This window comes from Nocardia arizonensis, assembly GCF_001310275.1.
GTDB lineage: Bacteria > Actinomycetota > Actinomycetes > Mycobacteriales > Mycobacteriaceae > Nocardia > Nocardia arizonensis.
On record NZ_LGYZ01000133.1, the window covers coordinates 62,977 to 86,247 of the forward strand.

The window sequence follows — 23,271 nt, forward strand, 5'->3', positions numbered from 1 at the left end:
CCGCTCATGGTTCGACTCCGCCGTCGAATCCGACCTCGGGTGGGTGGTCCATGCCGAGGATCCACCGCTCCTCGCGTGCCTCGGGCCCGCTGACCGTCAGCGCGTGCCCGATCGCCTCGGCGTCGGCGGCGGCGGTCACGGCCTCGCGTGCGTGATCAAGCAGTACCTGCGGTCTCGGCGGCCGGTCGGCGTCGGGGACCTGCGACCGTGCGGCGTCGGCGCCCATGTTCTCGACGCCGCGGTGCACGTCCCAGGCGATTCCCGCCCAGGCGTGGGTGCGCCATAGCTGTTCGAGTTCGAGGTCGTCGTAGCCGTCGACGGTGTAGTCCACCAGGCGATCCCAGCCGTGGATGTCACGGCCCCAGAGTTGCTCGCGTTCGGTCTCGCTCAGCTCGGCCAGCGCGGCGACCGAGTCGACCCGGTCCCACAGCAGATCCATGTTGATCAGGTACTGCTGGTGTCCGGCGCTATCGGTCTGGTTGCCGACCCCGCGGTGTTCACGCTCGAGGGCGATGACGGCCATGTGTTCCAACGTCCACACGTCCTCGGCGATCGCCGCGATCATGCGCGCTCGGGTCGGGTCCTCGCCGTGGCGGGTGGTCGGCGGGTCGGTCACGCTCTCGCCCCACCGCCTACCGGCCGCCCCGTTGTCGATCGCCGCGGTGATCGCCGTGTCCGGGATTCCGGACGCGCCGGCGCGCACGATCAGTTCCTGTTGTTCGGCCTCCAGGTCACGCAGGTGCGCTCGCCAGGTCGCGATCGCGACGTCGCCGCGCTCGAATCCGGGCTTGTAGTCCGGATATCCCCGAAACAACAGCCGCGCGTGCTCGGTGCCGCGTTCCTGGATCCGGGCCAACAACCCGGCCTTCCACCCCGCCAGGTCCGCGATATCCTCGGGTCTACTCATCCGTGACGTCCTCTCTGTTCACTCTCTGGCACAACCGGTTTCGCAGGTGTCGATGTCGATGTCGTCATGGTTCGGCTCCCTCGCTCGGGTCGGGGTAGGACGGGGTCAGAGGGTGTTGGTCGGCCGGCCCGGTATCGGGGTCGGTGTCGGTGTCGGGTGTGGCCGGGTCGGTTTCCACCGCGGTCGCGATCGCGGCGGCGGTGCGGTCGAGGGCGGGGTCGGTGGTAGCGCGGTCGTCGAGCAGAGCGAGGGCTTCGGTGACCTCGGTGACCATGTCGTCGGGGGAGGTCGGCATCGCTGCCGAGGCGTCGGCGGCGGTGATCCCGGCGGCTTGCAGCACGACCACGGGAATGGTCGCCGCGCTGAAGTCGGCGGAAACGATCCCGTTCCAGACCCGGGCCAACGCCTTGAGGTCGGCGTCGCGGACTCGCTCGGCGACCACGGTGGACCAATGGTGCTGCCCACGCGCCCAGACCTGATGGCGTTCTTCGGTCGTCACTCCCAGGGCGTGCGCGGTCGCGCCCAGACGCTGCCAGGTCATGCCCATCATCCGGCGGAAACGAGCGGTGACATCGGCGTCGATGCCGCGTTCGGTGAAGACCGCACCGAGCCCGGCCATGTCCTGGAGGCCGCGCACCTCCCGGCCCAGGCCGGTGATCAACTCGTCGCGGTCGACGTGACCGGAACCCAGCATCGGCCGACCTGCCTGCCAGCGCGTGCCGCGTTGCCCGGACGCGCGCGCGTAGTCGATCCACGCCTTCGGCACCCCGATGCCGAGAGCGACCTGCTCGAGCTGGTCCAGGGAGCGTTGCCCGATGCCCCACTGCTCATCGACGGGGGCGAGCTCGCCGCTCTCGGCCGGGCGGGGCCGGCGACGTTCGTTGTCCAAGGCCAGGTTCTGGATACCTCGGAGCAGGTGGGCTTGCAGGCCGGTCGGGGTGTCCATTACCGGCTCCTCGTCGCGGTCATAGGCCACGCTCCGGCTCCGGCCCGAACCGCTGATCCCACTCCGGGTCCGGACCGAACCACTCGGCACTCGGATCGATGCCCGCCTCGTCCCCCGGTTGCGGTCCGTCGCCGATGTCGCCGCCGACGGCGGCGTCCACGGCGTCGGCGACCAACGCACCCACCCCGCGGTCGGGCGCGAGTTCGGAATCCATGAACGGCTCGGCCACGTGCGACAAGCGCGTCTCGGCGGTCAGCTCCTCGGTCAGCCCTGTCACCGCATCCGCCGAGCTCGAGCTCGACCCCGGGTATTCCGGTTCGATGGGCTCACCGGGATCGGTGGCCGGCCCGTCGCTGCCGGTGGCCTCCGGGGTGTCGGGGTCGATGTCGAAGAATTCGACGTCGATGACGGCATCGTCGGCGGTAGCGGGCAGGGCCGCGGCGGTGAAGACCCCGTCGTCGGTGAACTCGTGGCCGGTGTCCTCGGCGAAGCGCTGAGCGAAAGCGTCGGCGTCGGCGTCGTGTTCGTCGGACAGGTCCCGGTTGGCGTCGGCGGCGGCGAACGCCGCCGTTGACGCCTCGGCCTGCCCCTCGCTGCCCTGGTTGGTGAGGGTGTCGGTGAAACCGGCCGCGCGCCTGCGGATATCGATCAGTAGCCGCTTGTACTCGACGTCGAGACCGTGCACTTCGTCGGCGCGTTCCTCGCGACGGTCGTATGCCTTGGTCTTCCTGTCGTGGATCTCCTGGTTGTGGGTGTGCTCCTGCTCACCGGCCTTGTCGCGTCGTGCCAGATCCCTGTCGGCGCGCCCCATGCGTGCCCGGGTCTCGGTCTCACCGAGTTCGTGCGCGTCCTTGTTGTGGCTGGTGCGGCCTTTGATCTCGTCGACGCGGGCTTGACCGATCTTCCAGTCCGTCCTGGCTTTGTCGATCGCGACGCCCACCCGGACGTTGTGCTCACGGATCGAACGCAGCTCGCGCTGCTCGGCTTGTTGGACGCGCTGGCGATGTTCGGTGGCCGAGCGGCCTTCGGTGCCGCGTCCACGCATCAACGCCGCGGTGGTGTGCGCGGTTTGCAGAGCCTGTACGAAGCCTTGGCGGACCTGCTGGCCGCCTTCCTCGACCGGGTCGCCGCTCATGCGCGCACCTGCAAACCCGACAACCGCCACGCCATCGACGACCCTGCCCGGGTCGCGGTGGCATACACCGCGAACACCTCCGGATCGGAGACGGGCGCGGCGATGTCGACGCGCACGACCCGCGCCACCCGGGTGGCGGTGTCGGGTGGGTGGTCATCGGGCAGCATGCGCGCGCTGGTTTCGACCGGGACCCGCTCGGATCGCCACTGCTGCCAGACCGCGGCGGTAACCGGGCTCCACACCAACGCGCTCGCGGCGGCATCGGCCGCGAACCGGTCGTCGAGCACGGGTCGCGCGGTGTCCAGCGCGTCGCGTGGGTCGGCGTGCACGTCGGGCCGGTAGCCGAAGACCGCCGTGACCGCCGCGGTGAGGACCTGCTCGGCGTCACACGGATCGACGTACTCGAACGGCGCGGCGAAACTAGCTGCACCGCAACCGGTCTCGAAAGCGTTCGGGTCGGCGGGGGTCTGGGTGGCGCATGCTGTCGCGGTGAGCGCGACCAGGGCGGTCAGTGCCGCTGTCGTGTTTCGACTGTTCATGACTGCTCCCGGTCGGGGTCGGTGAGGGCGAGTAGTTCGCTGCCCCGCCAGGCCACGCACGGGGCTGTGTTCGCGCGCGCGGCGGGATTACCTGCGGGGTCGGTGACGATGTCGAGCAGTAGATTCGCCGCCAGCGCGGCGCCGTGGAGCCCGACCAGGTCCATGCCGTGACTGCGCGCCACGACCAGGCGAAGGGCCGCGGCGTCGACTCCCCACTGCCCGCAGGTCTGTCCGGCGACCCGGATCGCTTGGTGCGCGGCGGATTCGGCGGCCCGGACCATGCTGTCCACCGCGGCCTCCGGTGGGTGGCGGTCGCGCCAGATGACGTGGCCGCCCGGGGCGACGACGGTGAACAGGCTGCGGGTGCCCGCGCACCACAGCAGCAGTCGAGGCCCGTGCGCGGCGCGCACGGCGAAGATCGGATCCAGGGCTTTGCGCGCGGCGTTGAGCGCGCGCACGGCCTCGTAGTCGATCCCCGCCGTGACCCGCAGTGCGCGCACGAAGTTCTCGAACGCGGGCGGATCATCGAGGCCGTGCTCGACCGCGAACCGTTCCAGATCCAGGGCGCGCGTCGTGCGACGAAGAAACGCGAGGTTGGCGGTGACCAGCTGTTGGATCTCGCGCAGGGTCATCGCGGCCCGGGGCTGCGGTCGGTCGCTGTGCTCGTTCACGGTTCGACCTCCGCCGGGTCCGGTGTCGCTGCGGCGTCCTGCTCGCCGAGGTCCTCGGTCGAGGAATCGACGGTCGTGGGGGTGTCGGGCTCGGTTACGAGCGCGGCGTCGATGGCGGCGCTGGCCTCGGTCCAGGCCGTAGCGCCCGGTGTCGTGGACGCGGCGTCGATTTCGTCGCGGGTGAAGGTCGGGCTGTGCCCCGCCATGGCGCGGGCTTGGAGCTGGCTGCGCAGTTGAACGGGAGTCATCACGTCGTAGCCCTCGGCACGGTCGGCACTGACCCGGTCCATGAACCGGGCCATCGTGTCCGGGCGTGCCCGCCAATCGGCGAAGGCGTCGACGAGATAGCCCCAGTCCCCGGCGAGGCGGTTGTGCTCGCGCCACCGCTGCCCGATCTCACCGATGCGGTCCTCGATGCGCTCGGCCAACTCGCTGTCGATCTCGCTGTCTTCGAGGGTGCGTGTGAACACTGTCGAGAGGGCGAAATCCAGGCGCATCGCGAACTCATCCGGATCGCGGTCGCGATAGCGTCGCGGCGCGCTGTAGGAATGGGAGAATTCAGCCATGCCGGCCAGCCCCCCTCGGCGCGGGATACGATCCTTGCGAGATCGGCGACCGGACGTGAGCGGTCATGACACTCCCACCGGGTCGCGAATCTCGTAGCGGCGCACGTCCATCCGCTCCCCGGCGAATCCGCTGAGAAGGGTGGTCGTGACCGTCTGCCCGGATTGCGGCGCGTGCAGGAGCTGGTCGCGTCCCTGCTCGTCGGGGCCCAGATAGATCCCGACGTGATGAGAATCCGTATCGCCGGGAGAGGTGAAGAAGATCAAATCGCCCGGCTGTCGTTGCGCGAACGGGACCACCACCGCGCTGGGATGGTCCTGTTGGGCCTGGGTGTAGTGCGGCAGCCGGATCCGACCGCCCGAGGCGTGATAGATCGCGTACAGCGTCAAGCCGGAACAGTCCACACCGCCGTTGGTAGGGCCGTTGATGTCCCCGCCGCCCCACACGTACGGGGTCCCGATCCACCGGGAGCCGTGCTCGATCACCGCGCGCCCGAACGCGCTGGCCTCGGCCGGGCTCAACGTCGACCCGACCCCCGAACCACACCCTGTCGGCGCCGCACCCACCACGGATGATGCTGTGCGGGGGTCGATGTCGGCGAAGCGTTGATACAGCTCGCGCGCGAGTTCGATCTGCCCGGCGTAGGCGTTGGGCGCCGAGCGTTCGATGTGCTGGGCCAACTCCGCGGGTGAGAGGTGTTGCGCAGCCGCGCCGGATTGTTCGGCGCGGTCGTAGAACCAGTTGATCTGGTAGACGGGGTTCATCAACTGGGCGATGCCGACCGACCCCCACACGCTCGCCCGGAGTTGGTGCGGTCCGATCGAGTCGTGGTCGTGGCCGAGGCCGTCGTTGGGGAAGCTCAGCGATTCCGGCACCGACGGATTCGCGAGATTCCGGAACCCGGACTCCACCCCTTGAGCGGCCAGTTCGGCGATGATCACCGATTCGGGCATCAGCCGTTGCTTGCCGATAACGACCCCGTCGCGCGCCAACCGCAATTGGGCTTCGGTCATCCCCGCGACCGTCTGCCCGGTCGGACCGCCCGCCGAGACGCCCAGTGGCGTGGCGCAGGAGGTGCGGGGGTCGGCGGCGATCACCCCGAGTAACAGGACCAGCAAGGCGATCGGTAGTAGGATCGCCGCGGCGGCGGTCGTTCTCGAGGTCGCGTTCATCATCATTTCCGCTGGTCATCGCCCGCTCGATTCGGTATCCAGATCGAAACGACGATTCGTGTTGTGGACCTGGCTGGCCCGCTCGGTCGGGGTGAACGTCATCCGGAAGGCGACACCGGGCTCGGCGGCTTCACCCGTCTTGAGCAGGAAGCAGCCTGTGCCGGGAGGGGTTTCGCGTTGCCCGGGATCGAGGTCGTCATCGGTGGGCGGACGCGGCGCCGCCCAGGAAGTGACCAGGAGTTTCTCGGTGTCGGTGATGCCGACCGCGGCTCTGATGCGATCGATCTCCTCGGGGCCGACCGGGCCGATGATCTTCGCGCGGGCGCGTTCGAAGAATCCGAGCGCTTTGGCTTGCGCGGCGGCGGAATCGAAGGCGGCGAGGTCTTTGATGGTGTGGCTGCACATGATCAGCCCGGTCCCTAGGGTGCGGTTGAGTCGGGTCAGGGCGTCGACGCGGTCGACCATGAATTCCCCGACCCCGAGGACGCGCCAGATCTCGTCCATCACGACTTCGAAGGTGCGCGGCGGGGCGAGTCCGGCGTCGGAGAGGGCGTGCGCGGCGGCGACCGCGCCGAAACCCTCCGACCAGCACACCATCAACACCGCTGCCAGGAGTTTGGTGTCGCCCTCGGGGATGCGTGAGACGTCCACGCACACCGCCGGACTCGCCAGATTCAGGCGGGTGGTGGTGGGGCCGTTGAAGATCGCCCCGAACGGACCCTCCACCAGCGCCCGTAGGGATCGGCGCAGGGTTTTGGTGGAACCGCGGTAGGCGGTGTCGTCGTCTTCTTCGGCGAAACGCCGCATCTGCTCACCCCCGGTCGAGATCACGGCGAGGAGGTCTTCGATCAGCGGTGGCCGCTCGTAGGTGAATTCGTGTACGGGGCTGTAGAGTTCGCGCAGCCCGGCGGCGATGAGAACTTCTTCGTAGTCGGCGACACGGGATCCGCGCACGAGTTCGATGAGACCGGCGACGATGTTGACCTGTCCGGCTTCCACCCGGGCGGTGACCTGGCGGCGCTGGTCGGGATCGGTGAGCCGGTCCACGATCGACCCCAGCGCGCCGACGTCGAGAGGATTGAGCGTGCCGTGGCCGTAGCCGACATCGACGACCTGCCCACCCAGGTGCTCGACGAGGTCGCGGTAGTCGGGTTTGGTGTCGCCCATGCACAGCACGGTCTCCCCCGCCGCCACCGCGCCGGTCACCATCCGCCGGATGAGCGATGATTTTCCGAATCCGTTGAGCGCCAACACGAAAGCGATCGGCGCGGTGATGAATCCTCTCAGGAACCACGACATCGGGTCGAAATGGACAGGGGCGCCGGTGATGTAGTGCGAGCCGACCGGTGTGCCGACCGTGGGTGCGCTGGCGCCGACGGAGAAGGGCCACAGTCCGGCGACCTGGACGGTGGTGGCGCGCCATTCCGGGGTGGTGGGGACGACGGCGGCTCGGCCGCCGCCCGGCCCGCGGTAGCCGCGGTCGGTGAGCTGCGCGGGCGATCGGTCGAAGCCATCCCCGGCACCCGCGGTGTCGGTGCGGCGGGCGGCGGTGGCCCGGCGATGATCATCGCTCGATATCGCCAGCCGCGCCCACCAACCGCGCGGTCCGGGCCGGGCGGCAGCGGCTTCGGTCGCCGCGCGCGCGGTCGCGGTGAGCATCCGCACCCCCGCGACGGTCTCGTGGCGCCGCCGATCACGCCGGATGCTGTTCTCGCTGGTCATGCGCTGACCCGCTTGGAAATGGACGCGTGCTCCGGCAAGATCAACCCGATTCCCAGGCTGGCGGCGAAGGCCGCGGCTTGGGAGCCGTAGCAGCGGCGCACGCTCAACCGCGACGCCGCACTCATCGCCTTGACCGACGCCTCGATCCCGGGCAGGTCCCCGTCGAGATGATCGGTCACCGTCACCAACGCCCCGAACCGGGTCAAGCCCGCACCGCGCGCCTGTTCCTCGCGGGCGGCGCTGGTGTTGCCGACCCGGATCCGCGCCGACGCGGAAGCGATACCGCGTTCGGTCTGCTCGGCCGCGATCGCGTCACGGAAGTCCGAGTCGACCAGGGAGGTGGCTTCGGCGGCCGAGTGCAGCCGATACACCAGGGCCACGCGTTTGCGGGGCACGTCCGCGCGCGGGCGTAGGAGTTCTTCGAGGACGGTTTCCATGACCGCGCCGCGCGGCGCGGCGTCCATCTCCCAGGTGATCGAGCGGGCGCCGTCGTGGACGTAGTGATCCCAGCGATCGAGGTGGGCGACCGGGCCGACCGAATCCCAGGACTGGGTCTCCACCAGCGACGCGCCAGCGGCTTCGACGTCGCGTTGGGAGGCGAGGTCGTAGCGGCTGCGGACCAGGGCGAGGACTTCCCACGCCTGGAGCGGGGTGGCGGGCAGGCCGGCGCGGGCGAGTTGGGACAGCACGCCTTGCAGGCGTTGCCCGATCTCACGGGCCTGCTCGGCCTCGTCACGGCGGACACGGCCTTTGCCGATGGCGCGGTAGGTGATCGCGATGCGGGCCTCGATGCGCACCCCGACGCCGCCCAGGTCAGCGGCGGCCTCGCGCATCACCGCCCGCGCGAACTCCGGAGCTTGCTCGCGCACCAGCCGAGTGACCTCACGGGCTTGACGCAGCCGGGTCTCGACCACGTTGTCCAGGACCGCGGTAATGGCCACGACTTCCCCGCCCCGGCTCTGGGTCGCCAGGAACTGGCCGAATCCCTCGACCCAGGCGTCGATCTGGGGTTGATCGACCAGCTCCTTGCCGCGCGGGACGACCCGCAGCACGACGGTGTAGTGGTCGCTGCGGCGGATGTGCAGCATCGCGAACCTGCGCCCGCCCGCCGTCTCGTACTCCGAGAGCCTCGAATCCGCCAGCAGCCCGGGTAGTTTCGCGATGCCGGGGATGCGTGCGAAGCGCCCCGCTTTGTAGAGGTGTTCCCCGCGCGAGCGCGCGGCGGCGAACTGGATACGCAACGCCAGCAGCTCCCACCCCGTGCGGCCGTTGATCGTGACCGCCAACGGCGCGAACACCAACGCGGCCACGACCACCAAGACGGCGGCGACGCTGAGCGAGCGGGTGATCAGGAATCCGGCCATGATCGTGATCACCAGCCCGAGACCGAACATCGACACACCCCACGTGAACCCGAAAAACCCTGCGCTGCGGGGGCGTTCCCACCGCCCGTACATCCGCGCGGTCATCGCCGCACCTCCGCCGGGGTCAGCGAATCCGGATTCCAGCCCCCGTCGGCGGCGTCACGGGTCTGCGACTCGACCGCGGCAACGCCCTGCTCGCCCGCGGCCTTGACCTGCTGCGCCGCCATCACCGCCGCACCAGCAACTCCACCCGCGGCACCGCCGCCTGCCCCACCGCCATCGGCACCGCCCCCGGACTCCGCGCCCGCCCCTGCCGACGAGTTCGCATTCGGCGAGGTCGACCGCGCTGGAGATCCCGTCCCGGATCCACTCGAAGGCGCGCTGCCGGTATCGGCTGTCGACGCCGTGCCGGAGTCGCTGCCCGTACCACCGCCCAGGGGCCTGCCCCCGCCGCCGCCTCCACCGCCGCCGGGCGGTGCACCGCCGCCGGGGCCGTCACCGGATCCTGCTCCGCTGGGCGCGTTCTCACCTTCGCTGACCTTGCGCGCGCTACCGCCACCGCCGGTCGAGCCCATCGCGACACCGGCCGCGCCACCGGCCAGCACCGCGCTCGCGCCACCGCCCCCGCCCAGCGTTGCGACCGCCGGAGCGACCAGCCGGACCAGGGCCGGGAGCACGATCACGCTCATCACCAGCAGGATCAATCCGAGCAGCACCTGCTGCGGGTCGGTCTGGTTCTCGTCGCCCATGACCGTGAAGGCGATGGCGTAGACGAGGGCGCCGACGGGTTTGTAGAGCACGAACGCCAGCGACCAGGACATCAGCCTCTTGTAGGACTGCGATCCCGGCCCGGTGCCCGAGGCTGCCGCTGCTAGGGGGATGACTGCCACGACCAGGATCAGCAGGGCTTGGCGGATCACCAGCATGACCAGCTGGATCAGGGTGCTGATCAATCCGAGTAGCCCGACCACGAACAAGATCCCTGTGCCCAGAGTCGATTTGGTCTGCTCGTTCACCTGCCCGAACCGCTCGACCGCTCGCGCCCAGTCGCCGTCGCTGGCGGTGAAGATCACCCAGTTCGAGAACTCATCGCCAGCGCGGGTACCGGTGGTGACCAGGACCGCGAACGCCATCGAGGTGAAGGAGGCGCGTACCAGCATCAGGAAGCTTTCCTGGGCTTCGCCTGCCAGCCCGCCGCGTTTGGCCAGCGCCAGACGGGCGGCGGCGAACATGATCCCGGCGATGAGGAACACCACCTGGATCCCGCCACTAAACTCGCGGACCGCGGTCAGCGCCGCGCCCGGCTGGCCACCGGGACCGGTCAACACTGGAGACGGCAGATCAGTCCACCAACCCATCGCCATCCGCACGCCTCTGGTGAACCCGTCCATGAGGCGATCGACCATGTCGTCCCAGGCCGAGCCGACCGCGCGGGTCGCGACCTGGCCGACCTGGTCGCACACCTGCTGAGGGCCGAGCGGGATGTCGCAGACCATGGGTGTCGGCAGCTGTTCGCGCACGCCGCCGGGCGGTGCTGCGATGACGATGCTGTGGTTCATGCCGCTGTCCTCCAGCTGCCGAATCCGGTCAGTGAGTCGACGTAGGTGCCTGGTCCCCAAAGGGTTTCGATCTCGGTGGGCACCGCGACGCGCCAGTCGCCGTCGGCCCAGGCCATCGGCCAGCGCGCGATCCGGTAGCCGAGCCCGTCACGGATGGCGAATTCGACGACCGCGTAGTCGGGGCTGTAGCCCTGCGCGATCCGCACGCCGTCGGGGACGGTGACGTAGCGGGCGGCCTCGGGAGTGCGCGCCCGCGAGCGCGCGAACCGGTCGACCAGTGCCTGGCCACCGCCGCGATAGCGAGTCGCGAGTACTTGGCGCCAGGTGGGATCGGGCGCGGCCAGCGCGCGCCCGAGTGCGTCGGCGGCGGCGAGTCCCGCGCCTTGGGGTGTGCGCCCGAAGCCCGAGGCGATGCCGTCGGTGATCGTGGTGGGGCCGTCGCTGATCGAGACCGGCAGCGCCGCTCCGCCCCAGCCGCGTTGCCATGCCATCCCCGCGGGCGCGCGTACCAGGTAGTCCGGCTGGCTCGGGTCGGCACGGCGGGCTGGTTCCTGTACCAGAGCGGTACCGGAGTCGCTGGAGGCGATGTCGAGTCGGTTGCCGAACAGGTCCGCGGTCGGCCCCAGGGTTGCGGTGGCACTCGGGTGCGGCTCGGTGGCGCTCGCGTCTGGGCGGGGTGTCCGTGGCTCGGGCGGGGCGGGTTCGTCGTCGCGGGTGATGGTGACGACGAACACGACGATGACGACCACGACGATGGCGGTCATGAGGATGATCAGCAGTCGAGGAATTCGCATGCGGACGGCTCGCTTTCAGCGTGGCGGGAAGACGACGAGATCGGGTGGCGGCACAGCGACGGCGGTGACCGGCGGCGCCGGGTCGTGGGCGGGGTCGGGCAGGGCCAGGCGCCAGTCGCCGTACTGCCAGGCCACGGCGGCATGGTTGCGGGTGAGCGAGTTGTCCGGGTGCAGGCTGTAGATCTCGACCTCGACTGCCTCGGGGCTGTAGCGGGTGACGACGTAGCCGAGCAGGCGCGGGGCGCCCTCGGCGACGGGGTCGGTGATCGAGAGTTGTGCTCGCGCGGTCGCCCAACTGTCGCGGCCCGCGCCGGGGGCGAGCATGCGAGCACCGATGTCCGGCCATTGGGTGTCGGTGGCGATCGAGGACCGCACCGTCGCCTGTGTCGCAGCGACCGCCGCGCCCGCGGGTGAGTGCTCGTATCCGGTGGCGACCGCGCCGTCGATGCGGTGTGGGCCTTGGTCGGTGACCGGGAGGTCGACGCCCTGGAAGGACTGCCAGTGCAGGCCGGTCGGCGGTGCGGCGGTGTCGACCGCGGCCGGGACCTCGGCGGGTTCGCTGGGAGCACCGGTGCCGCAGGCGAACAGCGCGGCGGCGGTCAGCGGGCCGGCGAACGCCAGCACGGCGGCGACTGCCCATCGTGGAAGGCGTTCGGAGCGCGCGTGATTCGGATCGGTAGGCATGGCAGTCACCACCGGGGGATCACGGCGAGGGCGACGGAGCTGGCGGAACCGAGTAGGGCCGCGCCGAGCAGGGCACCGAGCAGTCCTTCGACGCTCTCCTCGCGGTAGGTGCGGATGGCCAGGAGCCCACCCACCCAGATCACTCGGGCGATGCACAGCAGCAGCACGCACCAGGCGAGGTACCCCAGCAGTTGCAGCAGCGGTTGCAGCACCTGCTGGGGCAGGATCGTGCGCCCGGACGGCGAGGCCGCCCACGGCATCCAATCCTGTTGCACGAATGCATAAACGACGTTGGGGCCCATCAGGAGGCTCCGGTAACGACGGCGTTCATGATCGGTCCGGCGCTGGTAGCCAGGATGCCGCCGAACATCGCCGCGGCAATGATCTTCGGCGACTCGACACTGCCGCCGTGCCAGCGCTCCCAACCAAATTTGCCGCCCGCGTAGATCAGGGCGGCGATCCCGGCCAAGCTGACCAGCCAGGCCAGGTAGTTGACCAGGTTGATGATCAGGTTCGAGCCGGGCGGCGTGGTGGGCGTGATCTTGATTTCCTGGGCCAGCACGGTCGAGGCGACCTCGGTAGCCAATGCGACGAGGGTCATGTCGTCTCCGAATTAGGTGGTGCCGCAACGGATCTGTGGGTCGCGGACAGGCGGGTGATGATCTGAGTTCCGGCGCGATGCACGTCGGCGGGAACCGCGTGGCGCAGCCCAGCGCGGCGCGGAGGCGGCGGATCGAAAGGGCTGAATTCGGCCAGCTCGCCGAGTTCGATCTCGAGGAGTTGGTCGTGCCAGCCGATGTCGTAGACGGCCGCGGCCAGGTCGGTGACCAGCGCCCGGTAGCGGCGCACCACCGCGGGCACCTTGCCCGGCCGTATCGGGGTCAGGACCAGCCCGATCACCTGCACCCCGTCCGGAGTCAGTCCGGCGTGCCATTCCCGTAGTCGGTCGGCCGCGGCGGTCAGACCGGGCGTGCACAAGCGCGCGGCCACGACTACGCGTTGGGTGGTCTCGGTCGAGGCGGGCCACGCCGGGCCGGTGTCGGCGGCCGGCGCCCACCAGCGCGCCAGCGTGGAAGCGGCAGCACCGCCGTGCGCGCCGAGCACCGCGAACAGCGGTGGGTGCGCGCCCGTCGTAGCCAGGGGCTGTTCACGGACCGCGGCGCGGTGCTGCGGGTCGGGAGCGGCAATCGTGTCCGGGTCCAGCCGTGGTGGGCCGGGTGGTCGCGTGGTGTCGGCGAGGCGGTGCGCGGCGGTCATCCTCATCCTCGCTTCTGGATGTTGGAGATCACCAGATCGCCACCGGCCTGGTCGGCGGGGCGGACGTTGATCAGTTGCAAGTAGTCGATGCGGGTTCCGTCGGGATGGCGCTCGACCAGATGCACTTCGGCGGTCGTCGGCGCGATCGGGCTGATCGCCACGCAGTGCGTGCTCCCCGTCGGGATCGAGGCGATCCCGACGGCCAAGGCGTCGAACACGAGTCCGGCCTCGGGGGCGACCAGCCCGAGCGCGGCGGCGGCGTCACGGAGCTGGTAGTACGCGTATTCGAACGCCGCGACCACCCCGGACAGCGAGCGGCGATCCCCGGCACCGTCGGTGACCACCTCACCGCTCAACCCGGTGCACGCCGGCGCCGGTGTCGCGGACGTGGTGGGCGGGGCGGCCAGCACGGCGGAATGCGCCACCGCGGTGTCGGGTTCGGTGGCGCCGGACCGGAATACGGCGAGGATGGTCGCGACGGCGGCGACCACAGCAAGTCCCGCCGCGATGCCGAGCCAGCGCAGACGCGCCGTGGGCCGGACAGTCCGGCGTTCGCGGGGTGGTGGCGGGTCCTCGGCGGGACGGTCCAGCCACCGCCACGCGTGATCGTCACCGTCGGCGCTTCCGCGGTCGTCCGGAACAGGTTGCAGGACGGTGTGTCTCGACTTGTCGAGCCATCCGCTCCCGTGGGGGCTGTCGATCTCGGTGTCCGCCATCGGTGTGTGTCACCTCCTCGGGTCGTGGGTGCGGGGGTGGGCCCTCCGGGCGGAAGTTCCGGGGAGGATCAGCAGACCAGCGGGGTAGCGTCTGCTGAATCCGGCTTCCGCCCGAAGGGGTCTGGGGTGGGTCATCGGCTCGACGGACCCACGGAACTCGTGCTCGCGGGCGGGGAACTCGGCCGGGAGGGCGCGATGACCGACGGCGTTCGCGTCATCGGCACCGTGGCCGGGGTGGTCGGCGTGGTGCTCGCCAGGTCGCGGGCGATGGCGGTGAACCAGGCCGATACAGTGCGCAGGGCGGATTCGCCGGTGCCGGTGGCGGGCACCTCGGTGTAGGAGCCGTGGCGGCCGGTGGTGTCGCTGTACTGGGCCGACCCCGCCAGGGTGTAGAGCTGATCGGGAGCGGTCACGGTGCTGGTGATCGCGTCGAACGCCTCGTTGACCCACCGGCTGGCGGTCTGCGGCGGCACGAGCTGCACCACCGCGGCGGCGAGCTTGGCCCCCAGGACCCCGACCGCCGCGAGGGGGTCGGCCATGCCGACGGTCGCCAGCTCGGCCACCGTCGCCGGGGTGAGCACCGTGCGCGCGACCGAGATCGCGGCGTTGAGCCCGATCGTGCCGAGTTTGAACAGCGCCGAGAGCGCATCGGCCTGGCTCGGTGCGGTCGCGGTGGGAGCGGAGGCTTCGGCCAGGCGCTGCCCGAGGGGTTTGGCGGGCTGGTAGGACAGCTGGTCCAGGCTGGTGCCCGACAGGTCGTCGTTGACGACGCCGACCGCGGTGGTGAACACGGTCGTGGACAGGGCGGTGGCGATGGTGGAGATCGCCGCGATCGGATCGCGGGTGTCCGACCGTGCCGCGATGTTGGCCACCGTCGTCGCCAGCGGGCTACCGGGTGTGGTGTCGCAGGTGGCGTCGCCGCCGACACACAGATCGGCGACCCTGCCGGTCAATGCGCCGTAGCCGGTGGAGCCGGTGGCCGCGGCCGTGATCCCACCTCCGGTCACCCTCGAGTCGAGCAGGGCGATCGTGGAGACATGGGTGCCGGTGGTGCCCGGCGCGGCCGAGGGGGTGTTGGTCTGCGGGCGGCCGGGCAACGTGGCCGCGCCGACGGCGCGGGCGGGGTTGGCCAGCAGCGCGACCGCTGCCACCTTCTCCGCACTGACCGTGCTGTCGCCTGCGCCGACGCGGGTGGCGAAGCGGGCTGCCGCCGCGGCGCCGTGGGCGTAGCCCGCGACCGCCAGGCGCGTAGTCGGGCAGCGGGTTTCCACACTCGCGGCGGCCTGTTCGAGCTGGTCGGCCGCGGAGGTGATTGCGTCGTCGTAGGCCAGGGTGGCGCCCTCGGAATTCTGGCCGTACGGGATGTAGGCTCGTTGCACGGCTTGTCCCGCCGCGGCGGTCAGCGGCCCGAATACCTGCCCGAGTGCGCCGGTGTCGCTGCCGGTGGCGACATCGCCCTCTTCGCCGCCCTGAACACCGAGCACGTACAGCGCCGGGCAAGCACCGTCGATCCGTACACCGGGGTCGGCCGAGACCGTCACGGTGACGTTGACGGCGGCGGTGCCGATGAGCAGAGCGATCACCGCACTACGGAGTGGGCGGCGGGAGAGTATGCGGTTGCTGTGCATGAGATTTCACCTCGGTAGGGAGTGCCTGCCCGCCCCGGGACGAGGGGCCGGGGCGGGCCGACACGATTCAGGTGGCCGGTGGTCGGGGGACGGTGGCCGCGGGCGGTGTGCGGCGGCGCAGCAGGAACCCGCGCAGCCGCGTCAGTGCTTCGCGGGCTCCGACCGTGGCGGTGCGGGTGTGGTCGGTGTCGTATTCGCGCCAGCTCAGATCCACGCCGAGGGCGCGGTATTCGGCGAACAGGGCGCGGCTGTGCGCGATGGGGATGAGTTCGTCTTCGGTGCCGTGGTAGAGGTGCACCGGCACGTCGGGGGCGTGCAGGGCGGCGGTCTCGGCGGCCAGGACATAGCGCCACAGCGGGTCGTTCCAGGGTTCGCGGCGCTCACACCACGTACCGAGGGGGATGTCGCGGTAGGTGTCGAGCAGTTGCTCGAGGGTCAGGGTCTGGGCGTGGGCGAGCCCGCGGCGTCCGTTCTCGGTGAGCAGATGGGTGACGGGCAGGTGGCTGTAGGCGCGGGCCAAGCCGACCATGCCCGCGAAGACCAGCCCGGCCCACGGCCCGGCGTCGAGATCGGCGACCAGAGCGCGCGGGTTGGCGACCACCGCACCGGCGGCGACGCCCCGCAAGTCTAGGTCGGGGGCGTAGGCGGGCTGGGTTTCGGCGGCCAGGACCGCGGCGCGCCCGCCGTCGGCGTATCCCCAGACCGCGCAGGCCCCCGACTCGCCGCCGATTTCGGTGGAGCCGGTGACGGCGCGGGCCAGGTCGAGCACGGTGTGCGCGGCGGCGGCCCCGGACAGGAACGGGTAGGCCCCCAATCCGGTCATGCCCACGCCTTGCCCGTCGGGGACCACGACGATCCAGCCCTGCGCCAACGCCGCCGCCACATCCGCGACGGCCGCTTCGCCGAGGCGCTGTGACGGAGCCGTGTGTTGCCCGAGTCCCCCGAAGACCGGGCAATACGCCAGTGTCGACCCGTCGTTCGCGACGGTGTCGGCGGGAGCCAGCACCAGTCCGGAAGCCGGGAGTGGGGCGTGGAAGGCGGTGCGGGTGGAGTACACGACCTGCCACGCGTGCCCGGCCCCGGTCCCTGCCGGGATCTCCGCGTCGCGTGTGCGGAGCAGGACGCCGACGGGCGCGGTGAAGTCGTCGGGGATCGGTGTGTAGAACTCGTCGGCTGCGGTGTTGGTGCGGGTGGTCATGGGTTACCGTCCTGCGAGGTCGTGGGCCAGGGCGACCATCCACGCCACCCCCGTGCCGAGTTGGCCGTTGGTGGCGTAGCCGTTGTGGGCGGCGATGGTGTCGACGTAGCGCAACAGCACCGCCGGATTCACCAGATCCGAGTTGTCGGCGACCAGCTGCCCCCACGCCCCCGACAACTGCGCGGCCAGCTTCGGCAGCAGCACAACAGGATTCGCGATGACGGTAGCGGTGATCGCATCCCAGCGCGCCGTCGCGGCGCGCCCGTCCGGCACCGGGGTGCGCGGGTCGGCGGCCTCGACGAGCCGATCGGCCAGGCCCTGCTGGGGCCGGTAGTCCACATCCGCGCCGTCGACGTAGAAGTCATCGAGCAACACCGTGTTCCACGCGTCACCGAGCGCGGCCTGCAACAGACCGCTCAGAGTGCCCAGCGCGGCGATCGGGTTGCGCAGGTCGGCTTGCGCGGCGATCTCGGCGCCGACTCGTAGGAACGCGGCGCGGTCCGGCGCCGAGCAGGCCAGGTCACCGTCGGTGCAGATGTCGGCGACACGGCCGGTCAGCTCGCCGTAGGAGACCGCGCCCGCGATCCCGCCGCCACCGGCAACCGGGTTGGTGAGCGCGACCTGCGACACCGCCGCACCGCTGGTGCCCGGCGCGGGATCGGGCACGACCTGTCCGGGCCGTCCCGGCAGAACCGGGGCACCGACCGGGCGATCCGGGTTGGCGTAGAGCGCGACACCGGCGATCCGGTCCGCCCCGACCGGCCCGACACCGGCTCCGATGTCGGCGGCGAAATCGGAAACCGCTTGCGCACCTTGGGAATACCCGATCCCGGCGATGAGGGTGTTCGGGCAGGTGTCGGCGATCTGGGTCGCGGCGGCGTCGAGCTGGTTGCGGGCGTCGGTCACCGACACCGCGTACGGGTCGGGTCCTCCCCCGGGCACGATCCCGCCGAAACCGGCGCCGTAGGGGATGTAGGAACGCTGGACCAGGCCCGGCGCGGCCGAGAGCACCGGGGCGATGAGCGCGCCGACGACCCCAGTGTCGGCGAGCGGGTCCGCGCTAGGGGAGGACTGGCCCGTGCCCTGCACACCCAGCACATACAGTGCCGGGCAGCCAGGACCGATCGGCACCGCCGAAGCGGGAACCGAGGCCAGCGTCACCCCGGCCGCCACGGCCGTGGCGGCGACCGCGACGGCGGCGAGTCGGCGGGTGGTCGAGGTCGTCGCGTTCACTGGCCGACCCCCACTCCGGCGCCGAATCCCGCCCCGACGGTTCCGGCGGCGACCGCGCCCAGGGCCGCGGCGGGGACACCGGCCACCACCGCACCGGCGAGGGCACCGGCCGCCGCACCGAGGGCGGTACCGGCGACCCCGGAGGTCACCTCACCGACTACCGGGACCGGCACGATGGTGCCCAGCGCGGCACCGGCGATCCCGCCGACCGTGCCCCCGATCAGTCCCCCGGCGACCGCACCGGCCGCCGCGGCGGGCGCTCCGAGGGCGATGGCACCGGCCGCGCCACCGATCCCGGCGCCGGCCAGGGTCGACCCCGACACCCGGTCCGAGCGCCCGGCCGGGATGCCGACCGAGTCCAGCGCGGTCGCCAGCTGCGCCTCCACCCCTGCGGAGAAGTCGTTGATCGCCTCCGCGCACGGTTCGTCCAGCCAGCCGGGCCGCGCGGTCTCCCACTGCCCGATCCGGATGACATCGGCGGGGACCTCGACCGGTGCGACCGGCTCGACGGGTTCGGGTAGGTGCAGGTCCTCGATCCGGATCGGTTCCACCGGCTCGTCCACCGCCGGCGCCGGACGCGTCGGCGCGTTGCGCACCTGCGGTGGCTGGGCGTAATACACCGGTGGCGCCGGGGCGGGGGCGGGTTCCGGCGGTGCCGCTTCGGGCGCGGGGTCCGGCGCGGGCGGCGGGGGCGGGGCGGTGGTCCCGGGCTGTGCGGGGCCGGTGACGCCCGGTTGATCGGCGATCGCGGTCAGCGGCTCGGCGGCCTGCACGATGCCCGCGGTCGCGATCAGCATCGCGACCGGGACCACCGCACTGAGGGTGACGCGGGCGGTGCGTGAGGTTCGCGGGGCGTGCCGCGCTCGGCGGGCGGCACGGTTGCCCGGAATCGGCATGGGGTGGTAGTCGATCGGATGGCGTTGCAGCGGTGGGTTCCCGGATGAGGGCATGACGAAATAAGCCTTCCCAGTGAGGGTGAGCGATGCGGGAGTTTGCAGGTGGCGCGCGAGGCGACCTAGGAATTCCGGCGGCCTGCTCCCACAGCGGAGGAGATCCGCTGTGGGAGACCGCTTCTCAGGTCATCTCGGTCAGATGATTCAGATGAAGGGCAAGATCAGGCTCAGGGCCTGCGCTGCGACGTTCAGGCCGTTCGACAGCAGCGCCAGTCCGGCGTTGATGTAGCCCAGAATTGCGAAGGGATCCACGTGGCGTTCCTCTCAGCGACTTTCGGATTCTCTGCGGGGCCGCTGTCGACCTCGCACATTCAACGAAACGCCCGGAAACGCTGGAAAACCAGGGTTTTCAGGTATGCAGTTTGCGGTACCGAAAACTGCATACCTTTGCTATTCGCTATCTGAACTGCTGGTTTGCTGGCGAAGGTATGCAAATTTGCACCACCAAAATTTTCTCCGGAATCCGGTCCGCCACAGCGCCGCTCAGATCGAAATCCGCCCTCGCGCTCGCATCCGCAGGGCAACCGGTTCGGATGATGTGATCATCCATGCCCTTGCCGGGCGGTACCCCATCTGGTAGGAACGAAACATCAACCTGGGGGCCAACAGATCACCATAACCTCTGCCCATCCTGCCGTGGAAGACTTTCGAGGAGGGGGATTCCACTCCCATGACCCGTGATCCCGAACAACGCAGATCACCCGGATCCCGACACGCACTACCACCGCGTGTCCCCACTCTCGGCAACACCTGCCGCCGAATCCGTGAAGAACGCGGCTACACCCGCGACCAAGCCGCAGTCATGCTGCTCAAGATCAGCCGAAGCTACCTCCGAGACATCGAACGCGACCGCCGAACTCCCGGCGTGGAGCTGCTGGAGTTGATCATCCTCGGCTACCGACTCGACTCCACTCTCGCCCGCCACCTGCGCGAATTACGCGTCGCGGCAGTCGATCTCGAACCCACCGCGGTACTCGCCAGAACCGTCACCGGCAACCCTGCGCTCATGGCCCATCTCGACGACCTGAACCGACGAGGCGAGCTCGCCGCCTACATCGACCCCGTCTGGAACGTGTTGGCCTGCAACGAGAAGTTCCGGGAAGCGACACCCGGACTCGAGCGCAGCGGGTCCATCCCCATCTGGATGTTCAGCGCCCACACCAAACCGATCCTGACCGATCGAGCCTACGAACTCGCCCACGCAACGGCCTCGATCCGAGCCATAACCGGGATCTTCCGCAACGCCGAACAGACCCGGGCGGTCTACCGCCACCTGGGACCCAACACCGAATTCCGGGCCACCTGGATCCAGAACGTAAGCGCCGCTTACGGGCGCGACCCCAGCGCCCTGATGCACGCCATCCACCCCGTCACCAGCCAGCCCGTCGCCTACAGCCTGACCATCTCCAACCAGTCGCAGTCCGTCCTACTGCTCATCCTGTCGCCCAGACCCTCCCCCGAGGAAGCCACGCACCGAGAAACCGACGGATAGAAAACTTTCGACACGCACAACGACACGCCGGTGACCTCACTTCGAGTTCAGCCGACCGCCGGGTCTTATTGATCAAGCTCAGCGCTACCCCACACCGGCATATAACCCGCCCCGAGGTTGCCGATACCCCCGTCAGCAACCTCGGGACGCTGTGACATCGCCGTGACTCATCTCCAGAAGATTGAGAAGGCAACGGAATCCGCTGCCGCAGCCATCGAGAAATTGCCGGATACAGGATCTATCCATGACCGTAAACTCTCCCACCCCCGCACCCGATCCCCACCGCCCCCCGTCCGAGGAAACTCATGAGCAGACCTATCCGGTATCCGCCGGAGCCCGCGCACTGAGGAAATCCGAACGCTGGTACATCCAACAACTCAAAAGCGGACGCTTTCCGGGCCACAAAGCTGGCCGGACCTGGTTCCTCACAGCCAGCGACATTGACGCCGCGATCGAAGCCTCCCGCCCCCCATCATCACGCCCAGCCAAACGCCAACCTCCGCCACAGCCGACGAACCGTGCTCGGCCGAAAACTCCACGCACGCCCAAGCGAACCCGCCACCGCCGATACATTCCACCCCAGGATCGATGACGGAATCGTCGACCGGTTGTCCGCGAGTCCCGGCCATCTGCGAGGTTGAGCGCGTCGTGCCGGGAAACGATTTCAGGTTCGTGACGACTGCCTTGTGCGGATCGAAGCCTCGCGATGCGGCACGTGACGGTGCGCTGCCGGAGCTATCAGGGCGCGCTGAATCGGTGGCGGCCTGCGCCGAGGGTGGTGCTGTAGGCCCATTCGAGGGTGTGATCGGTGCAGGTCACGGTCTTGGCGGCCCAGTGGGTGGAGTAGGCGCGACGAGGGTGTGGGGATCGGTTCGGGCGGGAGCTGTGCAGCGTGAGGGGATGGTGCAGCACGACGCTACCCGCTGCGGCCGGGGCGGGGACGCGACGGTTCCAGTCGACGTGGGCGCGTGCCTGTTCGGGGGCGAGGATGGCGTTGTGTGCGGCGCCGGGCATCGGGTGGTGGTCGAGCAGCGGTCCGTGGTGGGAGGCGTCGATGTAGCGCAGGCAGCCGTTGTCGAGGGTGGCGTCATCGAGGGCGATCCAGGCGGCGATTACCTGGTCGGCAGGGTCGCAGTGGAGGTGGGGCTGGTCCTGATGCCACGGTTTGACCGAGCCGACGCGCGCGGGTTTGAGGAAGACCTGATCGCGCAGCAGGTATCCGGGTTGGCCGAGGAGGGCCGCGACGAGTCCGGTGAGCCGGTGGTCGAGCACGAAGGTGCGGAAGGCTGGGTGTTTGGGGAAGGCCCAGTCCAGTTTTCTGGGTTCGGTGATGCCGTCGGCGGTGTCGACCACGAGCGGCGTGTGCTGGTCGCTGGTCTGGTATTCGCGCCAGGCGAGTTCTTCGGCCAGTTCGGCGATGGCGGTGGTCTCGGCGCGGGTGTAGACGTCGGGGATGACGACCCAGCCGTGTTCCCAGTAGTGCTCGATAGCGATGGCCAGAGCAGCGGACGTGGTTGTCATGGACGCTCTTTCGGGCTGAGTGATCAGGGGGCGCGGTGGATGAGCTGGTTGTCGCCTCCGGTGGTGTGGCTGTAGCCGTAGCGCGCGGCGGCGGTGGTGCAGGTGGCGGCGGCGGTGACCCAGTGGGCGGTATAGGCGCGGCGCCAGTGCGGGCTGGGGTTGGGAGCGGAGTAGTGCAGGACCTGGGAGTGCAGGACCACGACCGCACCGGCGGGGACCGGGAGCAGGACTTCGCGATCGAGGTCGATCGCCTCGGCCGGGGGCAGGTGATTGTAGATGGCGCCGGGCTGGGCCTGGTGGGGCCACAGGGTGTGGTGGGAGCCGTCGATCACCCGCAGGCAGCCGTTGTCGGCGGTGGCGTCGTCGAGGGCGATCCAGGTGACGATCATCGCCTCGGGCGGCTCGTAGCCGAGTGAGGCGTTTTCCTGGTGGTAGGGCTTGGCGGAGCCGAAACCCGGTGGTTTGCAGAACAGTTGGTCGCGCATCAGGTGCGCGGGGCCACCGAGGACCGCCGCCGCCAGCTCGGTCAGGCGGGGGTCGAGGACGAATGCGCGGAACTCGGCGTGTTTCTGGAACGGGTAGTCGATCTTGCGGGGCGCTTCGGCCGTGCCGTCGGCGCTGCGGTCGACGGTGAACCCGTCCCGGCTGTGCCGCATTTCATGGGTGCTCACGGTCATGGCGATCTCGGCGATCCGCGCGGCTTCGGCGGGGGTGAACACCGCGGGGACGATCGCGTAGCCGTGGTCGCCGACGTGCGCGCTGGTCTCGGCGATGGCCTGGGAGGTGGCCGTCACGATGGGTCTCCTATTGGGTGGTGGGCAGGTCGATGGCGGGTTTGATGTCGATCAGCGGGGTGTCGGTGACGCAGTCCATCCCGCGCACTGTGATGCGTGGGCCGTCGACGTCGACGATGTCGATGAGGGTGAGCCCGATCGGGTTGGGTCGGTCTACACCGCGGGCGGCGAACACCCCCAGCGGCGGCCCGTCGGCGGCCTGGCGCCGCCGGGTCACGGTTCGGTCAGCGGCGTGCGCCCACCACAGCACGTGGGCGCGGACTCCGGCGCTCAAGCCCTCGACGGTGTCGGCGAAGTCGGGGTCCAGCTCGATCGTGGAGAGCGCAGGCCGGGTCCAGGGCTGTCGCGGGCAGTCGCCGACCTGCTGGTAGGGGGTGTGGATGACGCCCATGAACACCACGACCTCGGCGCTCACCGCGGCC

General features: G+C 70.2%; 24 protein-coding genes. 1 reads left to right on the forward strand and 23 read right to left on the reverse strand.

Features of this window, described 5'->3' with window-relative positions:
- Window positions 1-4: 4 nt before the first annotated feature.
- From APZ21_RS31545 to APZ21_RS31640, 20 genes are all read right to left on the reverse strand, one after another.
- Window positions 5-907, reverse strand: coding sequence for a hypothetical protein (locus tag APZ21_RS31545; protein ID WP_040703658.1), 903 nt, complete (start codon window positions 905-907; stop codon window positions 5-7).
- 64 nt (window positions 908-971) lie between these two features.
- Window positions 972-1,853 (reverse strand): hypothetical protein, encoded by an 882-nt coding sequence (locus tag APZ21_RS31550; RefSeq protein WP_156371435.1) that lies wholly within the window; start codon window positions 1,851-1,853, stop codon window positions 972-974.
- Window positions 1,854-1,872: 19 nt separating this feature from the next.
- A complete protein-coding gene (locus tag APZ21_RS31555) occupies window positions 1,873-2,988 on the reverse strand; it encodes a hypothetical protein (protein ID WP_040703656.1) in 1,116 nt (371 codons plus the stop codon).
- A complete protein-coding gene (locus tag APZ21_RS31560; protein WP_040703655.1) occupies window positions 2,985-3,527 on the reverse strand; it encodes a hypothetical protein in 543 nt (180 codons plus the stop codon). The genes APZ21_RS31555 and APZ21_RS31560 overlap by 4 nt, the downstream gene beginning before the upstream one ends.
- Window positions 3,524-4,198 carry a hypothetical protein gene (locus APZ21_RS31565; RefSeq protein WP_040703654.1) on the reverse strand — a complete coding sequence of 225 codons (675 nt, stop codon included), beginning with the start codon at window positions 4,196-4,198 and terminating at the stop codon, window positions 3,524-3,526. Before APZ21_RS31565 ends, APZ21_RS31560 begins: the two co-directional genes overlap by 4 nt.
- Entirely contained in the window at window positions 4,195-4,764 is a 570-nt protein-coding gene (locus tag APZ21_RS31570; protein ID WP_040703652.1) for a hypothetical protein, read from the reverse strand. The genes APZ21_RS31565 and APZ21_RS31570 overlap by 4 nt, the downstream gene beginning before the upstream one ends.
- A gap of 63 nt (window positions 4,765-4,827) precedes the next feature.
- The gene (locus APZ21_RS31575; RefSeq protein ID WP_239476956.1) at window positions 4,828-5,934 is read right to left on the reverse strand and encodes a C40 family peptidase; all 1,107 of its coding nucleotides are present in this window, start codon (window positions 5,932-5,934) and stop codon (window positions 4,828-4,830) included.
- Window positions 5,935-5,949: 15 nt separating this feature from the next.
- Window positions 5,950-7,656, reverse strand: coding sequence for a hypothetical protein (locus APZ21_RS31580; RefSeq protein WP_040703651.1), 1,707 nt, complete (start codon window positions 7,654-7,656; stop codon window positions 5,950-5,952).
- On the reverse strand, window positions 7,653-9,125 hold the full coding sequence (locus APZ21_RS31585; RefSeq protein WP_040703648.1) for an SCO6880 family protein: 1,473 nt from the start codon (window positions 9,123-9,125) through the stop codon (window positions 7,653-7,655). The genes APZ21_RS31580 and APZ21_RS31585 overlap by 4 nt, the downstream gene beginning before the upstream one ends.
- On the reverse strand, window positions 9,122-10,579 hold the full coding sequence (locus tag APZ21_RS31590) for a hypothetical protein (protein ID WP_040703647.1): 1,458 nt from the start codon (window positions 10,577-10,579) through the stop codon (window positions 9,122-9,124). Before APZ21_RS31590 ends, APZ21_RS31585 begins: the two co-directional genes overlap by 4 nt.
- Window positions 10,576-11,373, reverse strand: coding sequence for a DUF8175 domain-containg protein (locus APZ21_RS31595; protein WP_051028835.1), 798 nt, complete (start codon window positions 11,371-11,373; stop codon window positions 10,576-10,578). The genes APZ21_RS31590 and APZ21_RS31595 overlap by 4 nt, the downstream gene beginning before the upstream one ends.
- A gap of 15 nt (window positions 11,374-11,388) precedes the next feature.
- Entirely contained in the window at window positions 11,389-12,057 is a 669-nt protein-coding gene (locus APZ21_RS31600; protein ID WP_239476958.1) for a DUF8175 domain-containg protein, read from the reverse strand.
- Window positions 12,058-12,062: 5 nt separating this feature from the next.
- Entirely contained in the window at window positions 12,063-12,359 is a 297-nt protein-coding gene (locus APZ21_RS31605) for a hypothetical protein (protein WP_051028834.1), read from the reverse strand.
- Window positions 12,359-12,658: a hypothetical protein gene (locus APZ21_RS31610; RefSeq protein WP_040703645.1), complete on the reverse strand. Its 300-nt coding sequence runs from the start codon at window positions 12,656-12,658 to the stop codon at window positions 12,359-12,361. The genes APZ21_RS31605 and APZ21_RS31610 overlap by 1 nt, the downstream gene beginning before the upstream one ends.
- Entirely contained in the window at window positions 12,655-13,314 is a 660-nt protein-coding gene (locus APZ21_RS31615; RefSeq protein ID WP_051028833.1) for a hypothetical protein, read from the reverse strand. The genes APZ21_RS31610 and APZ21_RS31615 overlap by 4 nt, the downstream gene beginning before the upstream one ends.
- Before the next feature lie 2 nt (window positions 13,315-13,316).
- Window positions 13,317-14,030: a DUF8176 domain-containing protein gene (locus APZ21_RS31620; RefSeq protein WP_040703644.1), complete on the reverse strand. Its 714-nt coding sequence runs from the start codon at window positions 14,028-14,030 to the stop codon at window positions 13,317-13,319.
- Window positions 14,031-14,161: 131 nt separating this feature from the next.
- A complete protein-coding gene (locus tag APZ21_RS36105; RefSeq protein WP_082393611.1) occupies window positions 14,162-15,658 on the reverse strand; it encodes a cutinase family protein in 1,497 nt (498 codons plus the stop codon).
- Between the two features lie 67 nt (window positions 15,659-15,725).
- Window positions 15,726-16,856, reverse strand: a complete 1,131-nt coding sequence (locus tag APZ21_RS31630) for a lipase family protein (protein WP_040703643.1) — start codon at window positions 16,854-16,856, stop codon at window positions 15,726-15,728.
- A gap of 3 nt (window positions 16,857-16,859) precedes the next feature.
- Entirely contained in the window at window positions 16,860-18,089 is a 1,230-nt protein-coding gene (locus APZ21_RS31635) for a cutinase family protein (RefSeq protein WP_239476960.1), read from the reverse strand.
- Window positions 18,086-19,039 carry a hypothetical protein gene (locus tag APZ21_RS31640; RefSeq protein WP_156371436.1) on the reverse strand — a complete coding sequence of 318 codons (954 nt, stop codon included), beginning with the start codon at window positions 19,037-19,039 and terminating at the stop codon, window positions 18,086-18,088. Before APZ21_RS31640 ends, APZ21_RS31635 begins: the two co-directional genes overlap by 4 nt.
- Window positions 19,040-19,712: 673 nt before the next feature.
- Here APZ21_RS31640 and APZ21_RS31645 point away from each other — a divergent pair.
- A complete protein-coding gene (locus APZ21_RS31645) occupies window positions 19,713-20,534 on the forward strand; it encodes a helix-turn-helix transcriptional regulator (protein WP_054816798.1) in 822 nt (273 codons plus the stop codon).
- A gap of 738 nt (window positions 20,535-21,272) precedes the next feature.
- On the opposite strand, the gene APZ21_RS31650 is transcribed toward APZ21_RS31645, so the two are convergent.
- The 3 genes from APZ21_RS31650 to APZ21_RS31660 are packed head-to-tail and all read right to left on the reverse strand — an operon-like array spanning window position 21,273 to window position 23,264.
- Window positions 21,273-22,055, reverse strand: coding sequence for a phytanoyl-CoA dioxygenase family protein (locus APZ21_RS31650; RefSeq protein ID WP_051028832.1), 783 nt, complete (start codon window positions 22,053-22,055; stop codon window positions 21,273-21,275).
- Between the two features lie 23 nt (window positions 22,056-22,078).
- On the reverse strand, window positions 22,079-22,849 hold the full coding sequence (locus tag APZ21_RS31655; protein WP_051028831.1) for a phytanoyl-CoA dioxygenase family protein: 771 nt from the start codon (window positions 22,847-22,849) through the stop codon (window positions 22,079-22,081).
- A 10-nt stretch (window positions 22,850-22,859) separates the two neighbouring features.
- Complete coding sequence (locus APZ21_RS31660; RefSeq protein ID WP_051028830.1) at window positions 22,860-23,264, reverse strand: SAM-dependent methyltransferase; 405 nt, start codon at window positions 23,262-23,264, stop codon at window positions 22,860-22,862.
- Window positions 23,265-23,271 lie beyond the last annotated feature (7 nt).

Bases quoted from the DNA above. Each gene is read 5' to 3' on its own strand.
- APZ21_RS31545 (WP_040703658.1), bottom strand. From the start codon at position 907: ATGAGTAGACCCGAGGATATCGCGGACCTGGCGGGGTGGAAGGCCGGG.
- APZ21_RS31550 (WP_156371435.1), bottom strand. From the start codon at position 1,853: ATGGACACCCCGACCGGCCTGCAAGCCCACCTGCTCCGAGGTATCCAG.
- APZ21_RS31555 (WP_040703656.1), bottom strand. From the start codon at position 2,988: ATGAGCGGCGACCCGGTCGAGGAAGGCGGCCAGCAGGTCCGCCAAGGC.
- APZ21_RS31560 (WP_040703655.1), bottom strand. From the start codon at position 3,527: ATGAACAGTCGAAACACGACAGCGGCACTGACCGCCCTGGTCGCGCTC.
- APZ21_RS31570 (WP_040703652.1), bottom strand. From the start codon at position 4,764: ATGGCTGAATTCTCCCATTCCTACAGCGCGCCGCGACGCTATCGCGAC.
- APZ21_RS31575 (WP_239476956.1), bottom strand. From the start codon at position 5,934: ATGAACGCGACCTCGAGAACGACCGCCGCCGCGGCGATCCTACTACCG.
- APZ21_RS31580 (WP_040703651.1), bottom strand. From the start codon at position 7,656: ATGACCAGCGAGAACAGCATCCGGCGTGATCGGCGGCGCCACGAGACC.
- APZ21_RS31585 (WP_040703648.1), bottom strand. From the start codon at position 9,125: ATGACCGCGCGGATGTACGGGCGGTGGGAACGCCCCCGCAGCGCAGGG.
- APZ21_RS31590 (WP_040703647.1), bottom strand. From the start codon at position 10,579: ATGAACCACAGCATCGTCATCGCAGCACCGCCCGGCGGCGTGCGCGAA.
- APZ21_RS31595 (WP_051028835.1), bottom strand. From the start codon at position 11,373: ATGCGAATTCCTCGACTGCTGATCATCCTCATGACCGCCATCGTCGTG.
- APZ21_RS31600 (WP_239476958.1), bottom strand. From the start codon at position 12,057: ATGCCTACCGATCCGAATCACGCGCGCTCCGAACGCCTTCCACGATGG.
- APZ21_RS31605 (WP_051028834.1), bottom strand. From the start codon at position 12,359: ATGGGCCCCAACGTCGTTTATGCATTCGTGCAACAGGATTGGATGCCG.
- APZ21_RS31610 (WP_040703645.1), bottom strand. From the start codon at position 12,658: ATGACCCTCGTCGCATTGGCTACCGAGGTCGCCTCGACCGTGCTGGCC.
- APZ21_RS31615 (WP_051028833.1), bottom strand. From the start codon at position 13,314: ATGACCGCCGCGCACCGCCTCGCCGACACCACGCGACCACCCGGCCCA.
- APZ21_RS31620 (WP_040703644.1), bottom strand. From the start codon at position 14,030: ATGGCGGACACCGAGATCGACAGCCCCCACGGGAGCGGATGGCTCGAC.
- APZ21_RS36105 (WP_082393611.1), bottom strand. From the start codon at position 15,658: ATGCACAGCAACCGCATACTCTCCCGCCGCCCACTCCGTAGTGCGGTG.
- APZ21_RS31630 (WP_040703643.1), bottom strand. From the start codon at position 16,856: ATGACCACCCGCACCAACACCGCAGCCGACGAGTTCTACACACCGATC.
- APZ21_RS31640 (WP_156371436.1), bottom strand. From the start codon at position 19,039: ATGCCCTCATCCGGGAACCCACCGCTGCAACGCCATCCGATCGACTAC.
- APZ21_RS31645 (WP_054816798.1), top strand. From the start codon at position 19,713: ATGACCCGTGATCCCGAACAACGCAGATCACCCGGATCCCGACACGCA.
- APZ21_RS31650 (WP_051028832.1), bottom strand. From the start codon at position 22,055: ATGACAACCACGTCCGCTGCTCTGGCCATCGCTATCGAGCACTACTGG.